We start from the raw sequence: 22001 nt of genomic DNA, 5'->3' as shown, positions 1-22001 counted from the left end.
GTAAGACCAATGACACCCAAACTGCCGGAATGCCTGACCTCATGCGTCTTTCTTCGCTCCTGATCCCCACCGCGACCTTTGCCGGGGCTGCCGGCCTCAGCCTGGTGGTGGCCGGGTTCGCGGCCACGGCACTGGAAACCAACTCCGAGATCGTGGTCCGCCGGACCCTGGACGAAGCCGGGTTTTCCTGGGCGGAAGTGGTGGCCGACGGGCTGCGGGTGGAATTGTCGGGCGAAGCCCCGGACGAGGCCAAGCGCTTTGCCGCGATTTCGCGCGTCGGCGCCGTGGTGGATGCCGCGCGGATCATCGACCAGATGCAGGTCACCCCTTCGGAAGGCATCGCACCGCCGCGCTTTTCCACCGAAATCCTGCGCAATGACGCGGGCATTTCCATCATCGGCCTGATCCCCGCCGCCAGCGACCACGCGGCGCTGTTGCGCAAGCTGGGCGCGATCCGGGGCACGCCGGAGGTGACGGATTTTGTGGAAACCGCCGATCACCCCGTGCCCAAGGGCTGGTCGGATGCGATCGATTATGCGCTGCGGGCCCTGGCGCTGCTGCCCCGGACCAAGATCTCCGTCGAGGCCGGTGCCGTCAGCATCACCGCGATCGCCGACAGCCCCGAGGCCAAGGAACAGCTGGAAAACCAGTTGAACCGGATGCTGCCGCCCACGGTGCATGTGAGCCTGGACATTGCAGCCCCCCGGCCGGTGATCTCGCCTTTCACCCTGCGCTATGTGCTGGGCGAAGAGGGCGGCCGGTTTGATGCCTGCTCTGCCGAAAGCGAGGAGAGCCGTGCCCGCATCCTGCGCGCCGCCGAGGATGCGCAGTTGCGCAGGCAGGCGGATTGCACCATCGGTCTGGGCGTGCCCTCGGCAAACTGGGCCCGCGCGGTCGAGGTCGGGCTCGACGCGCTCCAGGAACTGGGCAAGGGATCGATCACCTTCTCCAACGGCGACGTGACGCTGGTGGCGGCCCAGAACACGCCGCAGGCGCGTTTCGACCATGTGGTGGGCGAACTGGAAAACGCGCTGCCGCAGGTGTTTGTCCTGCATGCGGTGCTGCCGGAACCCGAAGAACAGAACCCCGATATCAGGCCGGAATTCACGGCCACCCTCAGCCCCGAAGGCCAGGTGCAGCTGCGCGGCCGGCTGAGCGACAACGCCCAGCGGCGCACCGTGGACAGCTACGCCAAGGCCCGCTTTGGAAGCGATGTGGTCCACCTCGCCACCCGCAATGCGCCGGACCTGCCCGGGGTCTGGCCGATCCGCGTGCTGGCGGCGCTGGATGCGCTGGCGCAGCTGGAACGCGGCTCGGTCACGGTGACGCCGGACTTGGTTTCCGTGCGCGGCATGAGCCACGTCGAAAACGCCAGCGCCGAAGTGGCGCGGATGCTGTCGGACAAGCTGGGCGAGGCCGAAGACTACGATCTGGACATCACCTATGAGGCGCCGCCCGAACCCGAGGACCAGCTAATGGCGCCGGCGCTCTGCGAGGCGGAGCTGGCCGCCATTCAGCGTGCGGACAAGATCGCCTTTGAACCCGGCTCCGCCACCGTGGCCGCCGACAGTGCCCGGGTGATCGACAAGATCGCCAAGCTGCTGCGGCAATGCGGCGAAATCCCGTTGGAGATTCAGGGACATACCGATAGCCAGGGGCGCGAGGAGATGAACCAGAACCTCAGCCAGGCGCGGGCGCAGTCGGTGCTGAATGCACTGCGGGCGCGGCGCATCCTGACCGGCAGCTTCGTCGCCAAGGGCTATGGCGAATCCAACCCCATCGCGACCAATGACACCGAAGAGGGCCGCGAGGCCAACCGCCGCATCGAATTCCGCCTGATCGAAAGCGAATTGCCGCAGGAGGACACGGACGCAGCGGACGGCGACACCGCCGAAGCGGACACTGGCACGGAGGGCGCAGCCGCCGCCCCTGATACGGATACGGAAGAGCCCGCCGCAGACGCCGCCACGGAGGCGGAAACCGAAGAGGACACCGACGGACAATGAGCAGAACAGAGTTCATCCTCACCACAGCGATCATCCTCTTTGTCGCCTTTGCGATGGGATGGTTTGCCAATTGGCTGGTGCATCGCTTCACCCGCGTGCGCCAGAGCGATGTGGCCGACCTGGACCGCATGAGCCAGGAACTGCACGAGGCCGAGGAGACGCGCGATCAGGCGATCACCTACCTGCAACAGCGCGAGGCGGAACTGACCAATCAGCTCAGCCAGACCGAAGCGGAACTGCGCGCCGCCATGGATGGCCTGCGCGAAGCCCGGCATGAAACCGAAGAACTGCGCAGCCAGCTGCGCGGCATGGGCTGAGTGACCGCGCCGCCGCCTCTGCCGTCTGATGCCGATCTCCTGCGCGCGCTGACCACCTGCGAGCGTCAGGTCTGGGAGGCGCTGGTGCGTGGCGACCAATCCGCGGATGCCGCGCTGTTGTGCGACAGTTTCCTCGGTGTCTATGCCGATGGCTTTGCAAACAAGGCCGACCACACCGGCCAGTTGCAACAGGGGCCGACCGTTCAGACCTACCAGCTGGATCAGATGCAGGCCCGCCCGCTTGGTCCGGAGCATGCGCTGCTCAGCTATCGCGCGACCTTTCTGCGCGTCGGGCGGGACACAAGCGACGTCATGTTCGTCAGCTCGATCTGGCAGCGCCACGGCCCGGACTGGCGGAACATCTTCAGCCAGGACACACCCGCTCTGCCTGCGGGGTAGATCCGGCCCGACACGAGATCAGGCCGGACCAGGGGTTGGGTTTACGCCGCCAGCATGCCGTGGGGGTCCAGCACGAATTTCTGCGCCACACCCTTGTCGAAGCTGGCATAGCCCTTGGCCGCATCCTCCAGCGGGATGATCGTCGCATTGACGATATCCGCAATCGGCAACCGTTCGTGCAGGATCGCCTGCATCAGCTGCCGGTTGTACTTCAGCACCGGCGTCTGCCCGGTGTGGAAGCTTTGCGCCTTGGCCCAGCCCAGCCCGAACCGCATCGACAGGCTGCCCTGTTTGGCCGCCGCATCCACGGCGCCGGGGTCTTCGGTGACATAGAGGCCCGGAATGCCGATCGAGCCTGCCACCCGGGTGATCTCCATCATCTGGTTGAGCACGATCGCCGGTTGTTCGCCACCGGCATGGCCGCGCGCCTCGAAGCCGACCGCATCAATGGCCGCATCAACTTCGGGCGTGCCGATGATCTCGGCGATCAACTCGCCAAGGTTGTCCCCCTTGCTCAGATCCACCGGTTCGAACCCGACCCGGGCGGCATGCTCCAGACGCTCGGCGTTGAAGTCCCCGATCAGAACCACCGCCGCGCCGAGAATACGGGCCGAGGCCGCCGCCGCCAGGCCAACCGGACCGGCTCCCGCCACATAGACCACCGATCCGACACCCACACCGGCCTGCATGGCCCCGTGAAAGCCGGTGGGCAGGATGTCGGACAACATGGTGAGGTCGCGGATCTTCGACAGCGCCTGATCCTTGTCGGGGAATTTCAGCAGGTTGAAGTCGGCATAGGGGATGGTCACGTAATGAGCCTGACCACCGATCCAACCGCCCATGTCGACATAGCCATAGGCCCCGCCCGCGCGCTCCGGATTGACGGTGAGGCAGACGCCGGTGTCCTGGGATCGGCAACAGCGGCACCGCCCGCAGGCCACGTTGAACGGCACCGAGACCAGATCGCCGACCGCAAGCATCTCCACGTCGCGCCCGACCTCGATCACCTCGCCGGTGATCTCATGACCAAGCACCAGACCGGCCTCGGCGGTGGTCCGCCCGCGCACCATGTGCTGATCCGAGCCGCAGATATTGGTGGAGACCACCTTCAGGATCACCCCGTGTTCGATGCGGCGCCCGTCCGGGGCTTCGAGCTTTGCATCGGCGATATTCTGGACTTCGACCTCGTTCGGGCCGAGGTATACGACGCCTCGATTGCTGGTCATGATCTAATCTCCTCCTCAAATGTGTCGCACCGCGCGCCACCTCCCGCGTCGAGAGGTGGCCCGGCATACAGGTGCACGCTAGGCAAAGATCAGGAGGTCAGGTGGCGCATATGCGACACTCCATGCGAGCGTATGGACATGCGAACACAACTATAGGGTGTAATTAAACAGCATCGGGGCCGATGGGGTTACCAGCGGTCGAGCGCGTCCTCATCCGCGTCCTTGGCCGCCACCCACTCCGCTGCCCCGTCCTTGAGGATTTCCTTCTTCCAGAACGGCGCGCGGGATTTCAGGTAGTCCATCAGGAATTCCGCCGCTTCGAAGGCGGCGACACGATGGCGCGCGGCGGTGGCCACCATCATGATCTGATCCCCGGGGACAAGGCGCCCATGCCGGTGGATCACCAGAACATCGGCAAGATCCCACCGGGACACGGCCTCACTGGCGATCTGCGTCAGCGCCTTTTCGGTCATGCCGGGATAATGCTCGATCTCCATCACCGACATGGCGCCGCTGTCAGAGTCGCGCACCACGCCGGTAAAGGTCACAACCGCCCCCGCCCCGCTGGCCGCGGAGGCAAAGGCATCGGCCTCGGCTGCAAAGGCAAACGGCGCCTCCTGGACCAGAACCCGCATCGGTTCACCCCCCGGTCATCGGCGGGAAAAAGGCCACCTCGCGCACGCCCGCAAGCGGCGCATCGAATTCCGCCAGCTCCTGATCAAGCGCGACCCGCAGCGCCGAGAGATCAGCAAAGGCCGCCGCATAGCGTGGCTCGCGCTCCTTCAATTCCTCGACCAGCTCCGCCACCGTCACCGCCGAGGTTTCCACCTGTTCCTTTGCGACGCCGATGCGTTCGCGCACCCAGGCAAAATACAGAACATCCATCAGCGCGTCTCCTTCAGGTAGGGCAGGGCCTTCTTGAGGTAGTCAAACCCGGTGATCAGCGTCAATGCCGCCGCAATCCACAGCAGCCACAGGCCGATGCGCCCGGACCAGACCATCCCCTCGAAATAGAACCGCAGCCCCTGCGTGTCCTCCACCGCACCAGAAAGCACATCCTGCACCATCTGGCGATCCATGCCAAAGCCCCCCATTCCGAGGTGGTGCTCAAAAATGCCCTGCGAAAACAATGTCGCGATCGCGATCATCTGGGCCGTGGTCTTCCACTTCGCCAGTTTGGTGACCTTCAGCGTGCCCGCCGTATCGCCGAGGAACTCGCGCAGCCCGGAGACAAAGACCTCGCGGAACAGGATCACCGTGGCCGGCAACACCAGCCAGGCGGTCCAGTGCGAGGCCGCATAGCCCACGAGGATCATCAGCGCGATCACCACCATCGCCTTGTCGGCGATCGGGTCGAGCATCGCGCCCATCTTGGTTTCCTGCTTCCAGCTGCGGGCCAGATAGCCATCAAACCAATCCGTCACCGCGGCACCGACAAACAGGATCAGCGCAAACCAATCCGCATGCGGGCGCGAGAAGAACAGGAACATCACTGCCAGCGCCGGCGCCGCCAGCAACCGCAGGACTGTGAGGACATTGGGTAAATTCCAGATCATGAGCGCATACCTACAGGCTGCCGCGCGGGTCGGGAAGGGTCAATTCGTCCCGGACCGCCACTTGGGCCTTCACCTTTTGTCAAATACCTCGGGGAGTTTGAGGGGCAGCGCCCCTCATGCCGGAACCGGTTGCCTCAGCGGTCCTGAAAATAGTTGTAGATCGTCTCGGCCAACGCATCCGAGACCCCGTCCACCGCCTTCAGATCCGACAGGTTTGCGCGGCTCACCGCCTTGGCGCTGCCGAAATGGGTCAACAGGGCTTTTTTCCGCCGCGCCCCGACGCCGGGGATGTCATCCAGCGGGTTGGCCGCCATGGATTTGGCCCGTTTGGCGCGATGGGTGCCGATGGCAAACCGGTGCGCCTCGTCCCGCATGCGCTGGATGAAATACAGCACCGGATCGTTGCGTTGCAGGGCAAAGACCGCGGCACCGGGGCGATAGAACTCCTCCTTGCCGTGGTCGCGATCAACACCCTTGGCGACGCCGACCATCGGAATATCCGCAACCCCGTGCTCTTCCATGATCTCCGCCACGGCCGACACCTGCCCGGCCCCGCCGTCAATCAGCAACAGATCGGGCCACATGCCCTTGTCCCGATCCGGGTCTTCCTTGAGCAGCCGCGAGAAGCGACGGTTCAACACCTCCTTCATCATGCCGAAGTCATCGCCCGGCACCAGGTCCTCGCCCTTGATGTTGAACTTGCGATAGGCGTTTTTCATGAACCCTTCGGGCCCCATCACGATCATGCCACCCACCGCATTGGTGCCCTGGATGTGGGAGTTGTCGTAGACCTCGATCCGCTGCGGCGGCCCCTCCAGACCAAAGGCCTCGGCGATGCCGCGCAGCAGTTTCGCCTGCGTCGCGCTCTCGGCCATGCGGCGGGCGAGGCTTTCGCGGGCGTTGCGCACGGCGCTGGCCACCAGTTCCGTCTTTTCGCCGCGCTGTGGCACCAGGATCTCCACCTTGCGCCCGGCCTTGTCGCCCAGTGCCTCGCTCATCAGGTCGGCGTTCTCGATGTCATCGGACAGGATCAGCTGACGCGGAACTTCCTTGTTGTCGTAGAACTGGCCGATAAAGGCCTCCATCACCTCGGCGGGCGACATGTCTTCGGACACCCGCGGATAGAAGTCCTGGTTGCCCCAGTTCTGATTGGCGCGGATAAAGAACACCTGCACGCAGGCCTGCCCCGCCTCCAGATGCAGGCCGATCACATCCGCCTCGGTCACACCGCGCGGATTGATGCCCTGGGCCGACTGCACCTGCGTCAGCGCCTTGATCCGATCCCGCAGCGCCGCCGCGCGTTCGAATTCCATCGCCTCGGACGCTGCCATCATCTGCGCGCCCAACTCCTCCTGGATCTTGGTGGAGCGCCCCGACAGAAACCGCTCGGCGTCGCGCACGCTTTCGGCATAGTCCTCGCGCGAGATCAGCCCGACGCAGGGCCCCGAACAGCGTTTGATCTGATATTGCAGGCACGGACGTGAGCGGGTTTCGAACATGCTGTCAGAGCAATTCCGCAGCAAGAACGCCTTTTGCAGCTGGTTGAGCGTCCGGTTCACGGCGCCGGCGCTGGCAAAGGGGCCGAAATAGCTGCCCTTCTCCTTGCGCGCGCCGCGATGCTTCTTGATCTGCGGATAGTCGTGGGTCTTGCCGACCAGAATATTGGGAAAGCTTTTGTCGTCGCGCAGCAGCACATTGTATTTCGGCTTCAGCTGCTTGATGAGGTTCTGCTCCAGCAGCAGCGCCTCGGTCTCTGTCCGCGTGGTCAGGAACATCATCGACGCGGTCTGCGAGATCATCTTCTCGATGCGCGGCGTATGGCCGGGACGGGAATAGTTCGACACCCGGGCACGCAGGTTGCGGGCCTTGCCGACGTAGAGCACACGGCTCTCGGCATCCAGCATGCGATAGACCCCGGGCGAGGAACCGAGCGTCCGCAGATAGGCCTGGATCACACCATAGCCGGTGTGCGGAAGGTCGGTCGGACCGGACGATTCTGCGCTGGGATCACTCATGCTGTCTGACATATGATTCTGGCGTCTCCGCTGCAATCTTCCGGCGGTGAATTCAAGCTGTGATGAATCCACCATTCTTGTGGATAACTACGCGGGTAACTTTTGGGTAGCTGGGATTTTCCCTTTATATCTGGCGGTTTCGCTCAGTTGCCTAAAATTTAAGCGAATTATCAAGGTATTGATTTTGAATGATATTTTTTCATCTCAGATCCAAATCATTGATAACACTCGTGTTTTTGTAACGCTTAGGTGAACGGTTTGTGACTCGTGCATAAGTCAAGGCATCACGGCCCGAATTGTACATTGGCGACACAGGTTTACCACAGGTGCAGGGCTACTCCGGAAGCGCGGTATCCGGGGTGTTCCAGGCCAGATGCTGCCCCCCGTCCACGCAGATCAATTGCCCGGTTACGGCCGGGGCGCTGACCAGGTATCGCAGCGCGGCGACAATCTCCTGCGTCCCGGCACCACGCTGCAACGGGGTGGTGGCGCGCTGTGCCGCAAAATCCGCCGCGGTCTGGCGCGGGCCCTGCAAGGTCGGCCCCGGTCCGATCGCATTGACACGGATCTGCGGGGCCAGCGCCTGCGCGGCGGTCTGGGTCAGGGTCCACAAGGCGGATTTCGCCAGCGTGTAGCTCATGAACTGCGGGGTCAGCTTGCGGACCCGCTGGTCAATCATGTTGATCGCCACAGCCCCGGCAAGAGGCTCTCCGGCGGTGTCCCGCCGTGGGGGCAGCGCCTGCGCCGCCAGCGCCTGCAACAGCAGCACCGGCGCGCGCAGGTTGCTCTGCATGTGGCGATCCCAGCTGTCGCGCGTCACCGTTTCCAGGCTGTCCTCTTCGAATATGGAGGCATTGTTGACCAGACAGGTGATCGGCCCGCCCAGCGCATCTGCGGCGCGTGGCAACAGCCTCGATGTCTCCGCGTCCTGCAGCAGATCCGCCTGCAGGGCAACGGCCCGACGTCCGGTGTGCCGAATGGCGGCAACCGTCTCGGCCGCCGCCGCCTCCGAGCTGGCATAGTGGACCGCGACGTCATAGCCGTCTTCCGCAAGGGCCAGCGCCATTGCGCGGCCCAGGCGCTTGCCCGCTCCGGTGACCAATGCCCGCATGTTCTGCTCTCCTCGTGCCTGTGGCTTTCACCACGATCTAGAGCAGCATCCAGATGTAGGCCACATAAAGTAGCGTCAGAATCACGCCCCACAGGCGGGTGATGTCCTGACGGAAGAACACGAAGGGTATGATGATCAGCGATGCGCCCAGCATCACCCAGAGGTCAAAGCGCAGGAACTCCGGATCGACCGAAATCGGCCCGACAAAGGTCGCCAGCCCGATGATCGCAAGCAGGTTGAACATGTTCGACCCGATCACATTGCCCAGCGCCACATCCGCCTGGCGGCGCAATGCCGCCATCAACGTGGTCGCAAGTTCCGGCAGGGAGGTGCCCAGCGCCACCAGCGTCAGGCCGATCACCGTCTCGGAGAGGCCATACATGCGGGCGATGATGGTGGCGTTCTCCACCAGCAGCTCCGCCCCCAGCGGCAACCCCACGAGGCCCAGCACCAGATAGATCCCGATGCGCCAATAGGGCATGTCTGGGTCGGCTTCCTCGATCTCTTCGAGGTCATCCGCCACGCCGGCCTCGCGGTGCGCCTTGGCCTCGCGAAAGGCGGTGAAAAGCACCCCGAACAGCGCCACCAGCAGCACCACGCCCGAGATCCAGGTGAAGGTGCCGCAGAAGGCAAGCGCGATGAACAGCAGCGAGGCCGCGATCATGAAGATGTAGTTCTTGCGGGTGTTGCACTCGCTGGTGTGCAGGGCCCGCAGCATGGCGGGCAGGCCGAGGACCAGCAGGATATTGGCGGTGTTGGATCCCACCACATTGCCCAGCGCGATGCCGTCGGCGTTTTCGTGCACGGCCTGCACCGCGATCAGCAGCTCCGGCGCCGAAGTGCCGAATGCAACGATGGTCAGGCTGACAATCAGGGCCGGAATGCCGATCCGCAGCGACAGGTTCACCGCCCCCCGCACCAGCGCATCCCCCGCCAGCAACAGGATCACCAGACCAAGCGCAGAAAACAGCCAGGGCATCATGTCTTGGGACCTCCTTGTCCACAGGCACAGGGCCCCTTGCCGATCCGGAAACGTCCGCAGGACCGGCAGCGGGCCGAATTGAGTTTCTTTTGTCCCGGGAAACGCAACCGTCCGAACATGGCAAGCACTGCCATGGCCACCAGAAACAGGGAGACGATCTTCAAAATCACGTCAAAGGCCAAAACGCGCAAACTGCGCGCGCTCCTCGACCGCAGCCAGGGCGTCCTCGGCCAGCGACAGGCCAAACCGGCTCAGGAACGGTTTCTTGATCCCGTAGCGCCGCAGGCGGAGTTTCTTGCCAAACCGCGCTTCCAGGACCGGCTTCAGATGGCCGATCCCGTCGATGAGGCCCAGCGCCTCGGCCCGACGCGCCAGCCAGATCTCGCCGGTAAAGAGGTTCTCCTCATCCGATAGCTTCGGCCCCCGGCGCTCGGTGACGTGATCGATGAAATTGGCGTGGATGTCGTTCAGCAGCACCTTCAGGCGTGCCACATCCTCTTCGTTTTCCGGGCGGAAGGGGTCCAGCATACTCTTGCTCTCCCCCGCCGTATGCACGCGGCGCTCCAACCCCTGGCGCGCCAGGAAAACATGCGCCCCGAACCCGGCGGAAATGACCCCGATCGAGCCCACGACGGAGCTAGCATCGGCAAAGATCTCATCCGCCGCCGCCGCCAGCCAGTAGCCACCGGACGCGGCCACATCCTCGACAAAGGCGATGACGGGAACATCATGCTCTTCGGAGAGGCGGCGAATGCGGGCGCCGATCAGCGCGCTCTGCACCGGGCTGCCGCCGGGCGAATTGATCTCCAGCGCCACCGCCTTGGGCTTGCCGCGCTTGAAGGCCCGTTCCAGCACAGGCGCCAGCGAGGAGTCGTTGAGACTGCCCCGTCCGGCCATCCCGATGGCTCCGGACAGGCGCACAACCGCCACCGTGGGTGGCCGCTTGAGAAAGGGCAATCGAACAGTCATGGCGCCGATGTAGAATGCCCACCTGCCGGAAACAAGGTATCGGCCGAGAGGAATTCCGGCGATGTTACGTTTCGCGGCCGGTGCCGGGTAAAAATGCAACGTATCCCATGCGGTTCTGCCCGGCGGCACCCTGTGCCACGGCACGCTGTGGCAGCCGGGATGAGGCCGGACGCAACCGCGCCGCCCCCTCCTTGGAGGGGGGGCGCCGGGCCCAACGGGCGCGGGGGCATTTCAATGCAACCACGCCGGGCGGGAGCCTCCCCCGCCCTGCCGGCTCAGGACCGCAGGCGCCAGCCGGTGCGGAAGATCCAGCCGATCACAAAGAGGCACAAACCGGTAAAGAGCGCGATCGCCAGGAGGCTCATCGCCACCGGCACATCCGCGGTGCCAAAGAACGACCAGCGGAACCCGGAAATCAGGTAGACCACCGGATTGAACAGGGTGATGGTCTGCCACACCGGCGGCAACATCGAGATCGAATAGAACGAGCCCCCCAGAAAGATCAGCGGCGTCACGATCAATAGCGGCACCAGTTGCAGCTGTTCGAAATTCTTCGCCCAGATCCCGATGATGAACCCAAGCAGCGCAAAGCTCACGCAGGTCAGCACCAGGAACAGGATCATCGCCAGCGGATGCTGGATGGTGATATCGACAAACAGATGCGCCGTGGCCAGGATCACCACGCCGATGAACAGCGCCTTGGTGGCCGCCGCCCCGACATAGCCCAGCACAATCTCCAGAAAGTTCACCGGCGCCGACAGGAGCTCGTAGACGGTGCCGATGAACTTGGGAAAGTAGATCCCGAAAGACGCATTGGAGATGCCCTGCGTGATCACGCTCAGCATGATCAGCCCCGGCACGATGAAAGCGCCATAGGACACCCCCTCGACCTGATCGATCCGGCTGCCGATGGCCGCGCCGAAGACCACGAAATAGAGTGACGTGGACAGCACCGGCGACAGGAAGCTCTGGGCCAGCGTGCGAAAGAACCGCGCCATTTCAAATTGATAGATCGCTGCAACAGCTGTCCAGTTCATGCGTTCTCTCCCGATACAAGACCGACAAAAATGTCTTCGAGGCTGGATTGCCGGGTGGCCACATCCGACAGCACCAGCCCCGCCGCCGCCACGTCGTTCAGCAATGCGGTGATGCCGGTGCGCTCGGCCTTGACGTCATAGGTGTAGACCAGCGACCGGCCATCTTCGCCCAGCCGCAGGTCGTGGTCCGCCAGCGCCGCCGGCACGGCGCTGATCGGGTCGGTCAGGATCACCTGCAATTCCTTCTTGCCCATGCGGGCCATCAGATCGGCCTTTTCCTCCACCAGCAGGATTTCCCCGCCGGCGATGACACCGACACGGTCGGCCATCGCCTCCGCTTCCTCGATGTAGTGGGTGGTCAGGATGATGGTGACGCCGCTCTCGCGCAGCTCCCGCACCACGTCCCACATGTCCTTGCGCAACTCCACGTCGACGCCGGCGGTGGGCTCGTCCAGGAACAGCACCCGCGGCTCATGGCTCAGCGCCTTGGCGATCAGTACCCGGCGTTTCATCCCGCCGGAGAGCTCCTTGATCTGGCTGGTCCGCTTGTCCCAGAGCGACAGCTTCTTGAGGATGTCTTCGATCAGCGCATCATTGCGGGGTTTGCCAAACAGGCCGCGCGAAAACCGGACCGAGTTCATCACGGTTTCAAACGGCTCCAGGTTGATCTCCTGCGGCACCAGCCCGATCATGGCCCGCGCGGCGCGATAGTCGCGCTCGATACAGTGCCCGCCAACAGTGACCGCGCCCGACGTCGCGGTGGTAATGCCGCAGATGGTGGAAATCAGGGTGGTCTTGCCGGCGCCGTTGGGCCCCAGCAGCGCGAGGATCTCGCCCTCCTCGATTTCCAGGTTCACGCCCTTCAGCGCCTCGAAACCGCCTGCATAGGATTTGCGCAGGTCGGAAATGGACAGGATGGTGCTCATACGGCCTCCGGTTCGGATCTGGCCCGGATCAGGGCTGTCGGTGAGATGAACAGGACTGTTCAGGGATTGTGTTAGGGGTAACGGCCCCGTGAACAAACGGCCACCCCCAATCGCCGCGCAAGCGCTTGTGCATGCACGCAGCCTTGAACTGTTCCCCAGGCGTTCCTTTGGAGGTGGTGGGGGCGCCGCGGGTCTGCCCCCGGGCACGCCCCCCTTTGGCAGCGCCCCACGTGCCGGGGTCACCCTAGGAAGGCGTCACCCTCTGGCGGCGTCACCCGTTGTCGGTGTCACCGCTGCCCGACCCGCCGAGCATCTTGCGGAACCAGCCCTTCTGCGTGCCCCCGGCCTCGGCAGCCTCGGCATCGTCCTCGGGGGCTTCCGGCGCAAGCGCATTTTGCAGATTGGTAAAGAACTGATCGGCCATCTTCTTGGCAAACCCGTCGATGATGCGGCTGCCCAGCTGGGCCAGCTTGCCGCCGACCTTGGCATCCACGTCATAGGACAGGAGCGTGCCGGTCTCGCTGGCGGCGAGCGTTACCTCGGCGCCGCCCTTGGCAAAACCCGCAGCACCGCCCTTGCCCTCGCCGGTGATGGTCAGCTTTTCGCCCGGCACCAGATCCGAGAGCGTAACGGTTCCGGTAAAGGTCGCCTTCACCGGACCCACCTTCTGGGTCACCTTCGCCTCGAACCCCTCCTCGGCAGAGCCGGTCACCTCCTGCGCGCCGGGCACGCAGGCTTTCAGCACCTCCGGGCTCAGCAGGGCCGCATACACGGTTGCGGGATCGGCCGCGATTTCCTTCTGGTCACTCATTTGCATGGCGTCTCTCCCCTGGCTTCGGGCCTGTGGCCCGCATGGCGTGTCCGCCTCCACCTAGCCGGAATTGCGCCCCGCTGCCAAGGAGGATGATACGCCGCGACACGCCCGCGCCCGCGCAACACAACGTGGCGTCACGGATCGGCGCGCGGATTGACAGCCGCGGCGCCACCCTGCCCGAATGAGATCGACAGCCACCCGCCGCCAGAGAGGGCCGATATGCTCACCGGGATCCGCATCATCGAAATCGAAGCCCTCGGCCCCGCCCCCTTTGCCGGTATGATGCTGGCCGACCTGGGCGCCGAGGTCATTTGCATCCATCGCAAAGGCGGCACCGCGACCCCCGGCCTGCCGGAGCACTCGATCCTGGATCGCGGCAAGAAATCCATCGCCCTCGATCTGAAGGACCATGAGGACGTCGGGATTGCGCAGCAGCTGATTGCAACGGCGGACGGGTTGATCGAGGGGTTTCGCCCCGGCGTGATGGAACGTCTGGGGCTTGGCCCGGACGAGATGCACGCGCGCAACCCGGGGCTGGTCTATGGCCGCATGACGGGGTGGGGGCAGGACAGTCCCCGCGCCGCCCGGGCCGGGCATGACCTCAACTATATCGCCCTGTCGGGGGCGCTCTGGCCCGCGTCGGCGCCCGGCGATGTGCCCCTGCCGCCAGCGACGCTTGTCGGCGACATCGGGGGCGGCGCGCTCTACCTGGTCGCAGGGTTGCTGACCGGCCTCCTGCGCGCCGCACGAACCGGTGTGGGCGCCGTGGTCGATGCGGCGATCTACGATGGCTCGGCGCATATGATGAACCTGCTGATGGCGCTGCGCCAGGCCGGCGGGTTTGGCGAGACGCGCGGGCACAACCTGCTGGACGGCCCGCATTGGAGCCGGACCTACCTGTGCCGGGGCGGCGGGCATATCGCCGTGCAATGTCTGGAGCCCAAGTTCTACAGGATCTTCCTCGAGACGCTGGGTCTCTCGGAGGACCCGGAGTTCACACGCCAGTTCGACAGATCGCTCTGGCCGGAGCTGACCGTCCGCCTCGCCGGGCGCTTTGCCGAACACAGCCGCGACCACTGGGCCGCACTGTTCGAGGGCAGCGATGCCTGCGTCACGCCGGTGCTGTCCCCGGCCGAAGCCGCAGCCGACCCCATGAACATCCGCAAGACGTGGATCAACCGGGACGGCGATCTGCAAGCCGCCCCCGCGCCCCGATTTGATGGCAAGACCCAGCCCGTGGGCACACGCCCGCGCCGCGACGGCAACCGGACGGAAATCCTCGCCGCCCTCGCTGCGTCAGCGACGCACAAGACGGACCCCGAAGGCGCGTGAGGCGCAAGCTCCGGGCAGGCCGAGCCGCCGTTGCCCGCGTTACTGGCCCGCGCCCTCGCGCACCGTGTCGATCATCAGCTGCACATTGTCAGGATCGGCATCGGGCGTGATCCCATGGCCGAGGTTGAAGATATGCGGCCCCTGCGACAGGGCCTGCACGATGCGACGCGTATCCGCCACCAGCGCCTCACCCCCGGTGACCATGTGCCGGGAGGCCAGATTGCCCTGCACGCAGCCGTCCACCTGCACATGCGCCGCCGCCCATTCCGGATCCACGGAATTGTCGAGCGCCACGCAATCGACGCCGGTGGCCTTGTGGAAGCCCACGTATTTCTCGCCCGCCTCACGCGGGAAGCCGATGACCGGAATGCCGGGGTGGCGCGCCTTCAGCGCCGCGGTGATTTCGCGCGCGGGCTCCAGCGCGTATTTCTCGAAGGCCGCGCCCTTCAGCGATCCGGCCCAGCTGTCAAAGATCTTCACCACCTCGGCCCCGGCCTCGATCTGGGCCGAGAGGTAGTGAATGGTCGCCTCGGTGATCCGCGCCAGCAGCGCCTCGAACAGAGCGGTGTTTTCCTGCATCAGCGCATGCGCCGGGCCCTGATCCGGGGTGCCGCGCCCGGCGATCATATAGGTGGCCACGGTCCAGGGCGCGCCGGCAAAGCCGATCAGCGTGGTGTCCGACGGCAGTTCGCGCGACAGGATGCGCACGGTTTCATAGATCGGGTTGAGGGTCTCATGCACGTCGCCGGCGGGGCCAAGCTTGGCAAAATCCGCCTCCGTGGTGATGGTGGACAGGCGCGGACCTTCGCCGGTGACGAACCACAGCTCCGCCCCCAGCGCCTGCGGCACCAGAAGAATATCGGCAAACAGGATCGCGGCATCAAACCCGTAGCGACGGATCGGCTGCAACGTCACCTCGGCGGCCAGCTCGGGATTGTAGCACAGGCTCAGGAAATCGCCGGCCTGGGCGCGGGTGGCGCGGTATTCGGGCAGGTAGCGGCCCGCCTGGCGCATCATCCATATGGGCGGCACGGCCTGCGTCTCGCCTGCCAATGCGCGGAGGATCGTCTTTTGCTGGCCCATGCTCTGCCCCTTTTATTGCGGTCCCTCTGAGGTCTAGCCTCAGCGGCAAATTGTCAAGGCTTGCCAGCCCGCACAGACTGGCGCTTGCCACGGCATAATGTCGCGACTAATCCTGTGCCCCATGACCCTGACCCTGCCCTCTCCCGCTTCGCCCCTGAAGATCGGCACCCGCGGCTCTCCGCTGGCGCTTGCTCAGGCCTATGAGACCCGCGACCGGCTGGCCCGCGCCTTTGAGCTGGAGCCCACGGCCTTTGACATCGTGGTGATCAAGACCACCGGCGACAACCGCGCCATGATCGACGCGGATCGTCCGCTGAAAGAGATCGGCAACAAGGGGCTGTTCACCAAGGAGATCGAAGAGGCGCTGACCTCCGGCGGCATCGACCTCGCGGTGCATTCGATGAAGGACATGCCCACCGAACAGCCCGAAGGGCTGATGCTGGATTGCTACCTGCCGCGCGAAGATGTCCGCGACGCGTTTGTCTCCCCGCAGATCCGTGCGATTGCCGATCTGCCGGAGGGCGCGGTCGTGGGCACCTCCTCCCTGCGCCGGCGCGCGCAACTGCTGCACCAGCGCCCGGATTTGCAGGTGGTGGAGTTCCGGGGCAACGTCCAGACCCGCCTGCAGAAACTCCACGATGGCGTGGCCAGCGCCACTTTCCTCGCCATGGCCGGGCTGCGCCGCCTCAACATGGCCGAGGAGGTTCCCGCCACGCCCATCGCGCCCGAGGACATGCTGCCTGCGGTGGCCCAGGGCGCCATCGGCATCGAACGCCGCAGCGACGACACAACCGCGGCCACCATGCTGGAGGCCATCCACCACGCCGAGACCAGCCTGCGCCTCGCGGCCGAGCGCGCCTTCCTGGCCGCGCTGGATGGATCCTGCGAAACGCCGATCGCCGCGCTGGCCGATCTCTCCGGCGGCACCTTGCAGCTGCGCGGCCAGATCCTGCGCCCCGACGGGTCAGAGGCTCTGGCGGATCAGCAAAGCTGCGCGATCGAGGACGGCGCCGAACTCGGTCGCCGCATGGGCGAGGCTCTGCGCGCGCGGGCGGGAGAAGGGTTCTTCAGCCACTGACCGCCGGGCCCGCGCTCCCGCGGTTGCGACTGTCAGAACTGGTCGCAGCCTGCGTGACGCCACGCCCCGATTGACGCAAGACCCGTTCCGCTGCCAGCCTGAGACGACAGGATCAGGCGGCGGGGAGGGCGCAGGATGACACCGGGCAAGGCCTATCTCAGCAGCGACGACATTCGCCCGCTTGCAGCGCGATCAGACCTGATGGGCGTGTGGCTGGTGCTGCATTGCTGGGGCGTGATTGCGGCGGCGGTGGCGCTGTTTGCGCTTCGGCCTAACCTCCTGACAGCGCTGATTGCCGTGATGCTCATCGGCTCGCGCCAGTTGGGACTGGCGATCCTGATGCATGAGGCCGCGCATAATGCGCTGTTCAAATCCCGCAGGCTGAATGATCGCATCGGGCAATGGTTCTGCGCGCGTCCGATCCTGGCCGACCTGCCGGCCTATCGCCACTACCACCTGACCCATCACCGCCACACCCAGACCGACAAGGACCCGGATCTGGCGCTGTCACTGGCCTTCCCGACCACCCGCGCCTCTCTCAAGCGCAAGTTCACCCGCGACCTCACGGGACAAACCGGTCTCAAGCAACTCTTTGGCCAGATCCGCATGTCCCTCGTGCTGGCCGGTGATCACGAGGCGATGGAAGCCGCCTCGGGTGATTTTGCGCAGACGTTCAAGAGCCCGCGCCTGCTGCCCGCCCTGCCAATGTTCCTGCTGCCGATGCTGGTCATGAGCCTGCTGGGCAGCTGGTGGTGGGGGCTGGCCTTCTGGCTCCTGCCCTATCTGACATGGTTCCAGTTCGTCGTGCGCCTGCGCAATATCGCCGAACATGGCGCGGTGGAGCGCTCAGAAAACCCGTTCCAGAACGTGCGCACCACTTATGCCGGCCCCCTGGCCCGTGCTCTGGTCGCCCCCTACTGGGTGAACTATCACCTCGAACACCACATGGTCATGCATGTGCCCTGCTGGCAGCTCCCAAAGTTGCACGCTGTGTTGCTGGCGAAAGGATACGGCGCGCGCATGCGGGTGGCAAAAAGCTACGGACAGGCCCTGATCGAAGCGGGCTGGCACCGCCGTAGCGCCTGACCACACCCTCGCTGCTGCCGCACCGGGCAAGGGGGCACTCCCGCCCCTTTGCGGGTGAGACACGTCTCCCCCAAAAGCGTTGGGCCCGGCAGGGGCAGCGCCGAAGGCGCTGCCCCTGCCCCCCGGCGATCCGCGCAAGCGGAGCGCAAAACCTCTTGCACCGCGCCCGGATCAGCCCTCCGCCTCTGTCGCGGGCACCTCCACCGGCAGGTATTTCCGATATCCCAGCCATTGGAGCCAGTTCTCCGCGCTCCCCGCAAAGGCGTTCAGATCCACATTCCCCTCGATGCCGGGCACGGAGCCTGTGCCCGTGTATTGCCAGAACACCCAATGCGCGCCGGGATAGACCTGTTCCGGATGCCCGGCGACCGACCGCAGCCAGAAGTCCACCCCCTGAAGCTGCCCAATTCCAGTATCTCGATAGAAATCCACCGTGGTATACACCACCGGCCTGCGACCATAGTGCTGCTCGATCTTCTGGATGAAGCGTTCCGCCTCATGCCGCGCCTCGGCCCCGGACGGGCGGCGTTTGCAGCTCGGCGAGGCATGGTTCCACTCGATATCCAGCACCGGCGGCAGGCTGCCCGCCTCCTTGGGAACATTTCGGATGAACCAGCGCGCCTGCTCTTCCGGGCTGCGACAGAAATAATAGAAATGATAGGCTCCGCGTCGCAGACCTGCACGCCGTGCCGCGCGCCAGTTGGACTTGAACTCCGGGTCCAGGTGATCGCCCCCTTCCGTGGCCTTGATCCACGCAAAGGACACCCCCGCCGCGCCCACCTGACGCCAGTCGATATCGCCCTGATAGCGCGCCACATCGATGCCATGGATCGGATAGCCCCATGGCGTGCCCCCGTCCCAGTCATGGGGGTCATTGTCGCCGTATTTCGGATAGGTCGCGAGCGCCGCATAGGCACGCGCAAAAGCGGGATCTATCACCCGCTCGACCTCCCCTTCCAGAGGCGGCGGCGGCACCGGCTCCCGCGTTGCACTGCCGCAGGCGGCCAGCGCCGCGAGCATCCCCAAACCAATCAACCGATGAAATGTCATATCTACCTGCCAAAGAAATCTGCCTGCCTCCATAGAGCCGGAGACAGGCAGATCCTTCAATGCAGAATGCCGAATAGGGTCCGCTTTCCCGCGCGCTGAGCGGGTTTACACCGATGCGACCCTCAGACCCATTTCGCGAGCGGCGGCAGGCTCATCAACACCGCATTGGCGTCATGCCCGGTCTCCAGACCGAACTTGGTGCCGCGATCATATACAAGGTTGTATTCCGCATAGAGCCCGCGATGAATGAGCTGCACGTCTTTGTCCGCCTCAGAGCAGCTCTGCACGCGCCGTTTTTCCACCAGCGGCACAAAGGCGGGCAGAAAGGCGCGGCCAATATCCTGAACCAGCGCAAAATCCGCCGCCCAGTCGCCGGTGTTGTGATCGTCCAGAAAAATACCGCCAACCCCGCGCGCGCGACCGCGATGCGGGATGAAGAAATACTCATCCGCCCAGGCCTTCAGCCGGGGATAGAGATCGCCGCCATGCGGGTCGAGATGCGCTTGTTGCACGCCGTGGAAATGCGCCGTGTCCTCGTCATACTCGATACACGGGTTGAGGTCAGACCCGCCGCCGAACCACCAGCCATGCGGCGTCCAGAACATGCGCGTGTTCATATGCACCGCCGGCACATGCGGGTTGCGCATATGCGCCACCAGCGAAATGCCCGAGGCCCAGAACCGTGGATCTTCCTTCATGCCCGGCAGCCCCTTGCGGGCCGCCATCGCGTTTTGCGCGCGTTCGCCAAGTGTGCCGTAGACCTCGGAAATATTGACGCCGACCTTTTCAAACACGCGGCCGCCCCGCATCACGCTCATCAGGCCACCACCCGCGTCAGAGCCATCGTCCGCCGTGCGCTTGGTCTCGCTCACGTCAAACCGACCCGCCTCCATATCGGCAAAGGGACCGTCTGTATGGCTGTCCTCCAGCCCCTCAAAAGCTGAAACGATCTGATCGCGCAGCTCCCGGAACCATGCTGCCGCACGCGCTTTTTCTGCGCACATCTCTGTCGCGTTCTCTGCCATCCGGGCCTCCTGGGTCAGATCGTAATTCGGGTGTGCCGCCTCAATGCACCGGCGCGGTGACGGGATCAAGCAGCGTGCGCCCACCATCCAGCGTCAGCACCTGCCCGGTCATGAACCCCGACGCCTCAGACGCCAGAAACTGCGCCGTCTCGGTCAGTTCGGTGGGCGGTGCGATCCGGTTCAGGGGCGTATGCTCCTCGATGTCCTGCCGCAGGGAGCGGTTGTCCTTGAGCGTGGCCTGCATCGACGCACTCATCACGGAGCCGAAGGCGATGGAGTTCACCCGAATCTTATGCGGCGCCAGCGACACCGCCAACGAGCGTGTCATCTGATCCAGCGCAGCCGAGGTCACGGAGTACCCCATCAGATCCGGGTGGGTGCGCCGCGCGGCGATGGACGACAGGTTGATGATGGCACCGTTTGCGCCGTCGTCGTCGCGCTCTTCGCCCTGGCGGATCATCCGCTTGGCCACATGCTGCGACAGGCGCAGGGTGGACATCAGGTTCTGCCGCAGCAGGAACTCGACGCTTTCGTCATCGGGGTTCAGCGGCTCGCTGGGCACGACCTTGCGGGCGCCATTGACCAGGATATCGATCTTGTCAAACGCGTCGATTGTGGCCGACAACAGGTTGGCGATGGTCAGCCGCTCGCGCAGGTCACCGGCAAAATGGCGGATATTGCTGTCCTCGACGTCGCTGCCCAACTCTTGCAGCAGCGCCGATTCATCCTGGTCCACGAACATCACATTTGCGCCTTCGCGGGCAAATTGCCGCCCGATCGCCAAACCGATGCCATTGGCAGCGCCGGTCACGATCGCGGTCTTGCCGGAGATTGAAAAACTCATGGGATAAAGATCCTTGCTTGGTCAGGCGATGCGCCTGTTCCTTGGGCCAGGTTGCAGATCAGAAGTCCCGCAGGGGACCTCATGTCGCCGCGACGATACCCCGAAGGTTTGCAGATTTGAACAGGTTTTGCAGCCGCATCCGCAGACCGGGGTCAGCGCGTCCGGCGCGGACGTGAGGCATGCAGGATCTTGAAGCGATTGTCGCCCGCAACCTCGCTGTGAGAGGCAAACACCGCGCCCAGCGGGGTCTCATACGGCAGATGCCGGTTCGCCACCAGCCAGAGCTGGCCCGCCGGTTTCAGCAGCCGCGCGGCATTGGCGATAAACGCCTGCCCCAGCGCCGGCTCCGCGCTGCGCCCGCTATGAAACGGCGGGTTCATCACGATCGCATCCAGACTGCCCTTGGCACCCCAGTCGCGCGCATCCGCCCAGTGCAACTGCGCCCGCGTATCCGTCACGTTGCGGCGCGCGCAGGCCAGGGCACCATGATCGGCCTCCACCAGATGCAGCACCTCGACACCGGCGCGGCTCAGAACCTGCGCCGAGAGATAGCCCCATCCGGCCCCAAGATCGGCCACCTCCTTGCCGAGTTTTTCCGGTAGCGCCGCGGCCAACAAGGCAGAGGCAGGATCGATGCCATCGGCGGAAAACACGCCCGGCGCCGTCTCAAAACCACCGGCGACCACCTGCGGCGCCGCGATCCAGTCGGACAGATCCAGCCCCCCATTGATGCAAAAGGCTTTGCCATGCGCCTTGGAAATGGCGGCCGTGGGGTCGGTGCATGTCTTCAACGCCTTCAACAGGGAATCGATGCCATCTGTCTTGGCGCCATCAATCAGCACCGGGCCCGTCGTCGTCGCTGCCGCCTGCGCCACCAGATGCCGCGCCAGGGATTTGGCCCGCGGCAGGAACACCACCGCAGCAGCATAGGTCGCCCCCGGCTGGACCTCGGCCAGGCAGGACAGCCCCCGCGCGGCCCAATCGTCATGATCGGGCTTCAGCGGCTGGATCACCTCCAGCCGGTCCTGCGGCAATGCGGAGAGATCATGCCCCTCGCGCGGATGGAACACGGCGATTCGCCCCGTTTCAGGAACGGCGAACGCGCCCGATTGAACCGCGAGGCTCAGGCGTTGGGACATCTTGAA

21 protein-coding genes and 1 pseudogene are annotated in these 22001 nt (G+C 64.8%); 6 read left to right on the top strand and 16 right to left on the bottom strand.

Going from position 1 to position 22001, the window contains the following annotated elements; translation table 11 throughout:
• Positions 1 to 41: 41 nt before the first annotated feature.
• Genes ACXAF5_RS03015 through ACXAF5_RS03005 form a run of 3 tightly spaced genes read left to right on the top strand, consistent with a single transcriptional unit; the run spans position 42 to position 2722 of the window.
• A complete protein-coding gene (locus ACXAF5_RS03015) occupies positions 42 to 2006 on the top strand; it encodes an OmpA family protein (protein ID WP_474947788.1) in 1965 nt (654 codons plus the stop codon).
• Positions 2003 to 2323, top strand: a complete 321-nt coding sequence (locus ACXAF5_RS03010; protein WP_239318664.1) for a hypothetical protein — start codon at positions 2003 to 2005, stop codon at positions 2321 to 2323. The genes ACXAF5_RS03015 and ACXAF5_RS03010 overlap by 4 nt, the downstream gene beginning before the upstream one ends.
• Complete coding sequence (locus ACXAF5_RS03005) at positions 2324 to 2722, top strand: DUF4440 domain-containing protein (protein ID WP_474945483.1); 399 nt, start codon at positions 2324 to 2326, stop codon at positions 2720 to 2722.
• Positions 2723 to 2763: 41 nt separating this feature from the next.
• On the opposite strand, the gene fdhA is transcribed toward ACXAF5_RS03005, so the two are convergent.
• The 11 genes and pseudogenes from fdhA to ACXAF5_RS02950 form a co-directional block, all read right to left on the bottom strand.
• Positions 2764 to 3948: a formaldehyde dehydrogenase, glutathione-independent gene (fdhA, locus tag ACXAF5_RS03000; RefSeq protein WP_239318660.1), complete on the bottom strand. Its 1185-nt coding sequence runs from the start codon at positions 3946 to 3948 to the stop codon at positions 2764 to 2766.
• 188 nt (positions 3949 to 4136) lie between these two features.
• On the bottom strand, positions 4137 to 4583 hold the full coding sequence (locus ACXAF5_RS02995; RefSeq protein WP_474945482.1) for a molybdenum cofactor biosynthesis protein MoaE: 447 nt from the start codon (positions 4581 to 4583) through the stop codon (positions 4137 to 4139).
• Between the two features lie 4 nt (positions 4584 to 4587).
• Positions 4588 to 4833, bottom strand: a complete 246-nt coding sequence (moaD, locus tag ACXAF5_RS02990) for a molybdopterin converting factor subunit 1 (protein WP_239318656.1) — start codon at positions 4831 to 4833, stop codon at positions 4588 to 4590.
• Positions 4833 to 5504 (bottom strand): CDP-diacylglycerol--glycerol-3-phosphate 3-phosphatidyltransferase, encoded by a 672-nt coding sequence (gene pgsA, locus ACXAF5_RS02985; RefSeq protein ID WP_239318655.1) that lies wholly within the window; start codon positions 5502 to 5504, stop codon positions 4833 to 4835. The genes moaD and pgsA overlap by 1 nt, the downstream gene beginning before the upstream one ends.
• 134 nt (positions 5505 to 5638) lie before the next feature.
• A complete protein-coding gene (gene uvrC, locus ACXAF5_RS02980; RefSeq protein WP_474945481.1) occupies positions 5639 to 7519 on the bottom strand; it encodes an excinuclease ABC subunit UvrC in 1881 nt (626 codons plus the stop codon).
• A 334-nt stretch (positions 7520 to 7853) separates the two neighbouring features.
• Positions 7854 to 8639: pseudogene (locus ACXAF5_RS02975) on the bottom strand (SDR family oxidoreductase); the annotation flags it as partial.
• A 28-nt stretch (positions 8640 to 8667) separates the two neighbouring features.
• Positions 8668 to 9612, bottom strand: coding sequence for a calcium/sodium antiporter (locus tag ACXAF5_RS02970; protein WP_474945480.1), 945 nt, complete (start codon positions 9610 to 9612; stop codon positions 8668 to 8670).
• A 171-nt stretch (positions 9613 to 9783) separates the two neighbouring features.
• Positions 9784 to 10581, bottom strand: a complete 798-nt coding sequence (locus ACXAF5_RS02965; RefSeq protein WP_474945479.1) for a S49 family peptidase — start codon at positions 10579 to 10581, stop codon at positions 9784 to 9786.
• Between the two features lie 275 nt (positions 10582 to 10856).
• On the bottom strand, positions 10857 to 11618 hold the full coding sequence (locus ACXAF5_RS02960; RefSeq protein WP_239318650.1) for an ABC transporter permease: 762 nt from the start codon (positions 11616 to 11618) through the stop codon (positions 10857 to 10859).
• The gene (locus ACXAF5_RS02955; RefSeq protein WP_239360599.1) at positions 11615 to 12544 is read right to left on the bottom strand and encodes an ABC transporter ATP-binding protein; all 930 of its coding nucleotides are present in this window, start codon (positions 12542 to 12544) and stop codon (positions 11615 to 11617) included. Before ACXAF5_RS02955 ends, ACXAF5_RS02960 begins: the two co-directional genes overlap by 4 nt.
• 271 nt (positions 12545 to 12815) lie before the next feature.
• Positions 12816 to 13361, bottom strand: coding sequence for a CoxG family protein (locus tag ACXAF5_RS02950; protein ID WP_474945478.1), 546 nt, complete (start codon positions 13359 to 13361; stop codon positions 12816 to 12818).
• A 216-nt stretch (positions 13362 to 13577) separates the two neighbouring features.
• On the opposite strand from ACXAF5_RS02950, the gene ACXAF5_RS02945 reads away from it, so the two are divergent.
• A complete protein-coding gene (locus ACXAF5_RS02945; RefSeq protein ID WP_474945477.1) occupies positions 13578 to 14690 on the top strand; it encodes a CaiB/BaiF CoA transferase family protein in 1113 nt (370 codons plus the stop codon).
• A gap of 39 nt (positions 14691 to 14729) precedes the next feature.
• Here ACXAF5_RS02945 and hemE read toward each other — a convergent pair whose 3' ends face one another.
• A complete protein-coding gene (gene hemE, locus ACXAF5_RS02940; RefSeq protein ID WP_239318644.1) occupies positions 14730 to 15773 on the bottom strand; it encodes a uroporphyrinogen decarboxylase in 1044 nt (347 codons plus the stop codon).
• 121 nt (positions 15774 to 15894) lie between these two features.
• Between hemE and hemC the strand changes: the two genes are divergently transcribed.
• Positions 15895 to 16851 (top strand): hydroxymethylbilane synthase, encoded by a 957-nt coding sequence (gene hemC / locus ACXAF5_RS02935; RefSeq protein WP_474945476.1) that lies wholly within the window; start codon positions 15895 to 15897, stop codon positions 16849 to 16851.
• 135 nt (positions 16852 to 16986) lie between these two features.
• Complete coding sequence (locus ACXAF5_RS02930; protein WP_474945475.1) at positions 16987 to 17937, top strand: fatty acid desaturase family protein; 951 nt, start codon at positions 16987 to 16989, stop codon at positions 17935 to 17937.
• 171 nt (positions 17938 to 18108) lie between these two features.
• Here the strand turns inward: ACXAF5_RS02930 and ACXAF5_RS02925 are convergent, their stop codons facing one another.
• The 4 genes from ACXAF5_RS02925 to ACXAF5_RS02910 all read right to left on the bottom strand — a co-directional run bounded on the left by ACXAF5_RS02925 (position 18109) and on the right by ACXAF5_RS02910 (position 21995).
• Positions 18109 to 18987, bottom strand: a complete 879-nt coding sequence (locus tag ACXAF5_RS02925) for a glycoside hydrolase family 25 protein (RefSeq protein ID WP_474945474.1) — start codon at positions 18985 to 18987, stop codon at positions 18109 to 18111.
• Positions 18988 to 19109: 122 nt separating this feature from the next.
• On the bottom strand, positions 19110 to 20012 hold the full coding sequence (gene hemF / locus ACXAF5_RS02920; RefSeq protein ID WP_474945473.1) for an oxygen-dependent coproporphyrinogen oxidase: 903 nt from the start codon (positions 20010 to 20012) through the stop codon (positions 19110 to 19112).
• Positions 20013 to 20052: 40 nt separating this feature from the next.
• Positions 20053 to 20856 (bottom strand): SDR family NAD(P)-dependent oxidoreductase, encoded by an 804-nt coding sequence (locus tag ACXAF5_RS02915; protein ID WP_239318637.1) that lies wholly within the window; start codon positions 20854 to 20856, stop codon positions 20053 to 20055.
• Positions 20857 to 21008: 152 nt separating this feature from the next.
• Entirely contained in the window at positions 21009 to 21995 is a 987-nt protein-coding gene (locus ACXAF5_RS02910) for a class I SAM-dependent methyltransferase (protein WP_474945472.1), read from the bottom strand.
• Between the last annotated feature and the right edge of the window lie 6 nt (positions 21996 to 22001).

It is taken from the genome of Epibacterium sp. ABV4_022 (assembly GCF_056159345.1).
This window is presented reverse-complemented; position numbering and strand designations above follow the sequence as displayed.

Coding starts and splice junctions, on each gene's coding strand:
- ACXAF5_RS03015 (WP_474947788.1), top strand. CDS start 42: ATGCGTCTTTCTTCGCTCCTGATCCCCACCGCGACCTTTGCCGGGGCT.
- ACXAF5_RS03010 (WP_239318664.1), top strand. CDS start 2,003: ATGAGCAGAACAGAGTTCATCCTCACCACAGCGATCATCCTCTTTGTC.
- fdhA (WP_239318660.1), bottom strand. CDS start 3,948: ATGACCAGCAATCGAGGCGTCGTATACCTCGGCCCGAACGAGGTCGAA.
- ACXAF5_RS02995 (WP_474945482.1), bottom strand. CDS start 4,583: ATGCGGGTTCTGGTCCAGGAGGCGCCGTTTGCCTTTGCAGCCGAGGCC.
- moaD (WP_239318656.1), bottom strand. CDS start 4,833: ATGGATGTTCTGTATTTTGCCTGGGTGCGCGAACGCATCGGCGTCGCA.
- pgsA (WP_239318655.1), bottom strand. CDS start 5,504: ATGATCTGGAATTTACCCAATGTCCTCACAGTCCTGCGGTTGCTGGCG.
- uvrC (WP_474945481.1), bottom strand. CDS start 7,519: ATGAGTGATCCCAGCGCAGAATCGTCCGGTCCGACCGACCTTCCGCAC.
- ACXAF5_RS02970 (WP_474945480.1), bottom strand. CDS start 9,612: ATGATGCCCTGGCTGTTTTCTGCGCTTGGTCTGGTGATCCTGTTGCTG.
- ACXAF5_RS02965 (WP_474945479.1), bottom strand. CDS start 10,581: ATGACTGTTCGATTGCCCTTTCTCAAGCGGCCACCCACGGTGGCGGTT.
- ACXAF5_RS02960 (WP_239318650.1), bottom strand. CDS start 11,618: ATGAACTGGACAGCTGTTGCAGCGATCTATCAATTTGAAATGGCGCGG.
- ACXAF5_RS02955 (WP_239360599.1), bottom strand. CDS start 12,544: ATGAGCACCATCCTGTCCATTTCCGACCTGCGCAAATCCTATGCAGGC.
- ACXAF5_RS02950 (WP_474945478.1), bottom strand. CDS start 13,361: ATGCAAATGAGTGACCAGAAGGAAATCGCGGCCGATCCCGCAACCGTG.
- ACXAF5_RS02945 (WP_474945477.1), top strand. CDS start 13,578: ATGCTCACCGGGATCCGCATCATCGAAATCGAAGCCCTCGGCCCCGCC.
- hemE (WP_239318644.1), bottom strand. CDS start 15,773: ATGGGCCAGCAAAAGACGATCCTCCGCGCATTGGCAGGCGAGACGCAG.
- hemC (WP_474945476.1), top strand. CDS start 15,895: ATGACCCTGACCCTGCCCTCTCCCGCTTCGCCCCTGAAGATCGGCACC.
- ACXAF5_RS02930 (WP_474945475.1), top strand. CDS start 16,987: ATGACACCGGGCAAGGCCTATCTCAGCAGCGACGACATTCGCCCGCTT.
- ACXAF5_RS02925 (WP_474945474.1), bottom strand. CDS start 18,987: ATGACATTTCATCGGTTGATTGGTTTGGGGATGCTCGCGGCGCTGGCC.
- hemF (WP_474945473.1), bottom strand. CDS start 20,012: ATGGCAGAGAACGCGACAGAGATGTGCGCAGAAAAAGCGCGTGCGGCA.
- ACXAF5_RS02915 (WP_239318637.1), bottom strand. CDS start 20,856: ATGAGTTTTTCAATCTCCGGCAAGACCGCGATCGTGACCGGCGCTGCC.
- ACXAF5_RS02910 (WP_474945472.1), bottom strand. CDS start 21,995: ATGTCCCAACGCCTGAGCCTCGCGGTTCAATCGGGCGCGTTCGCCGTT.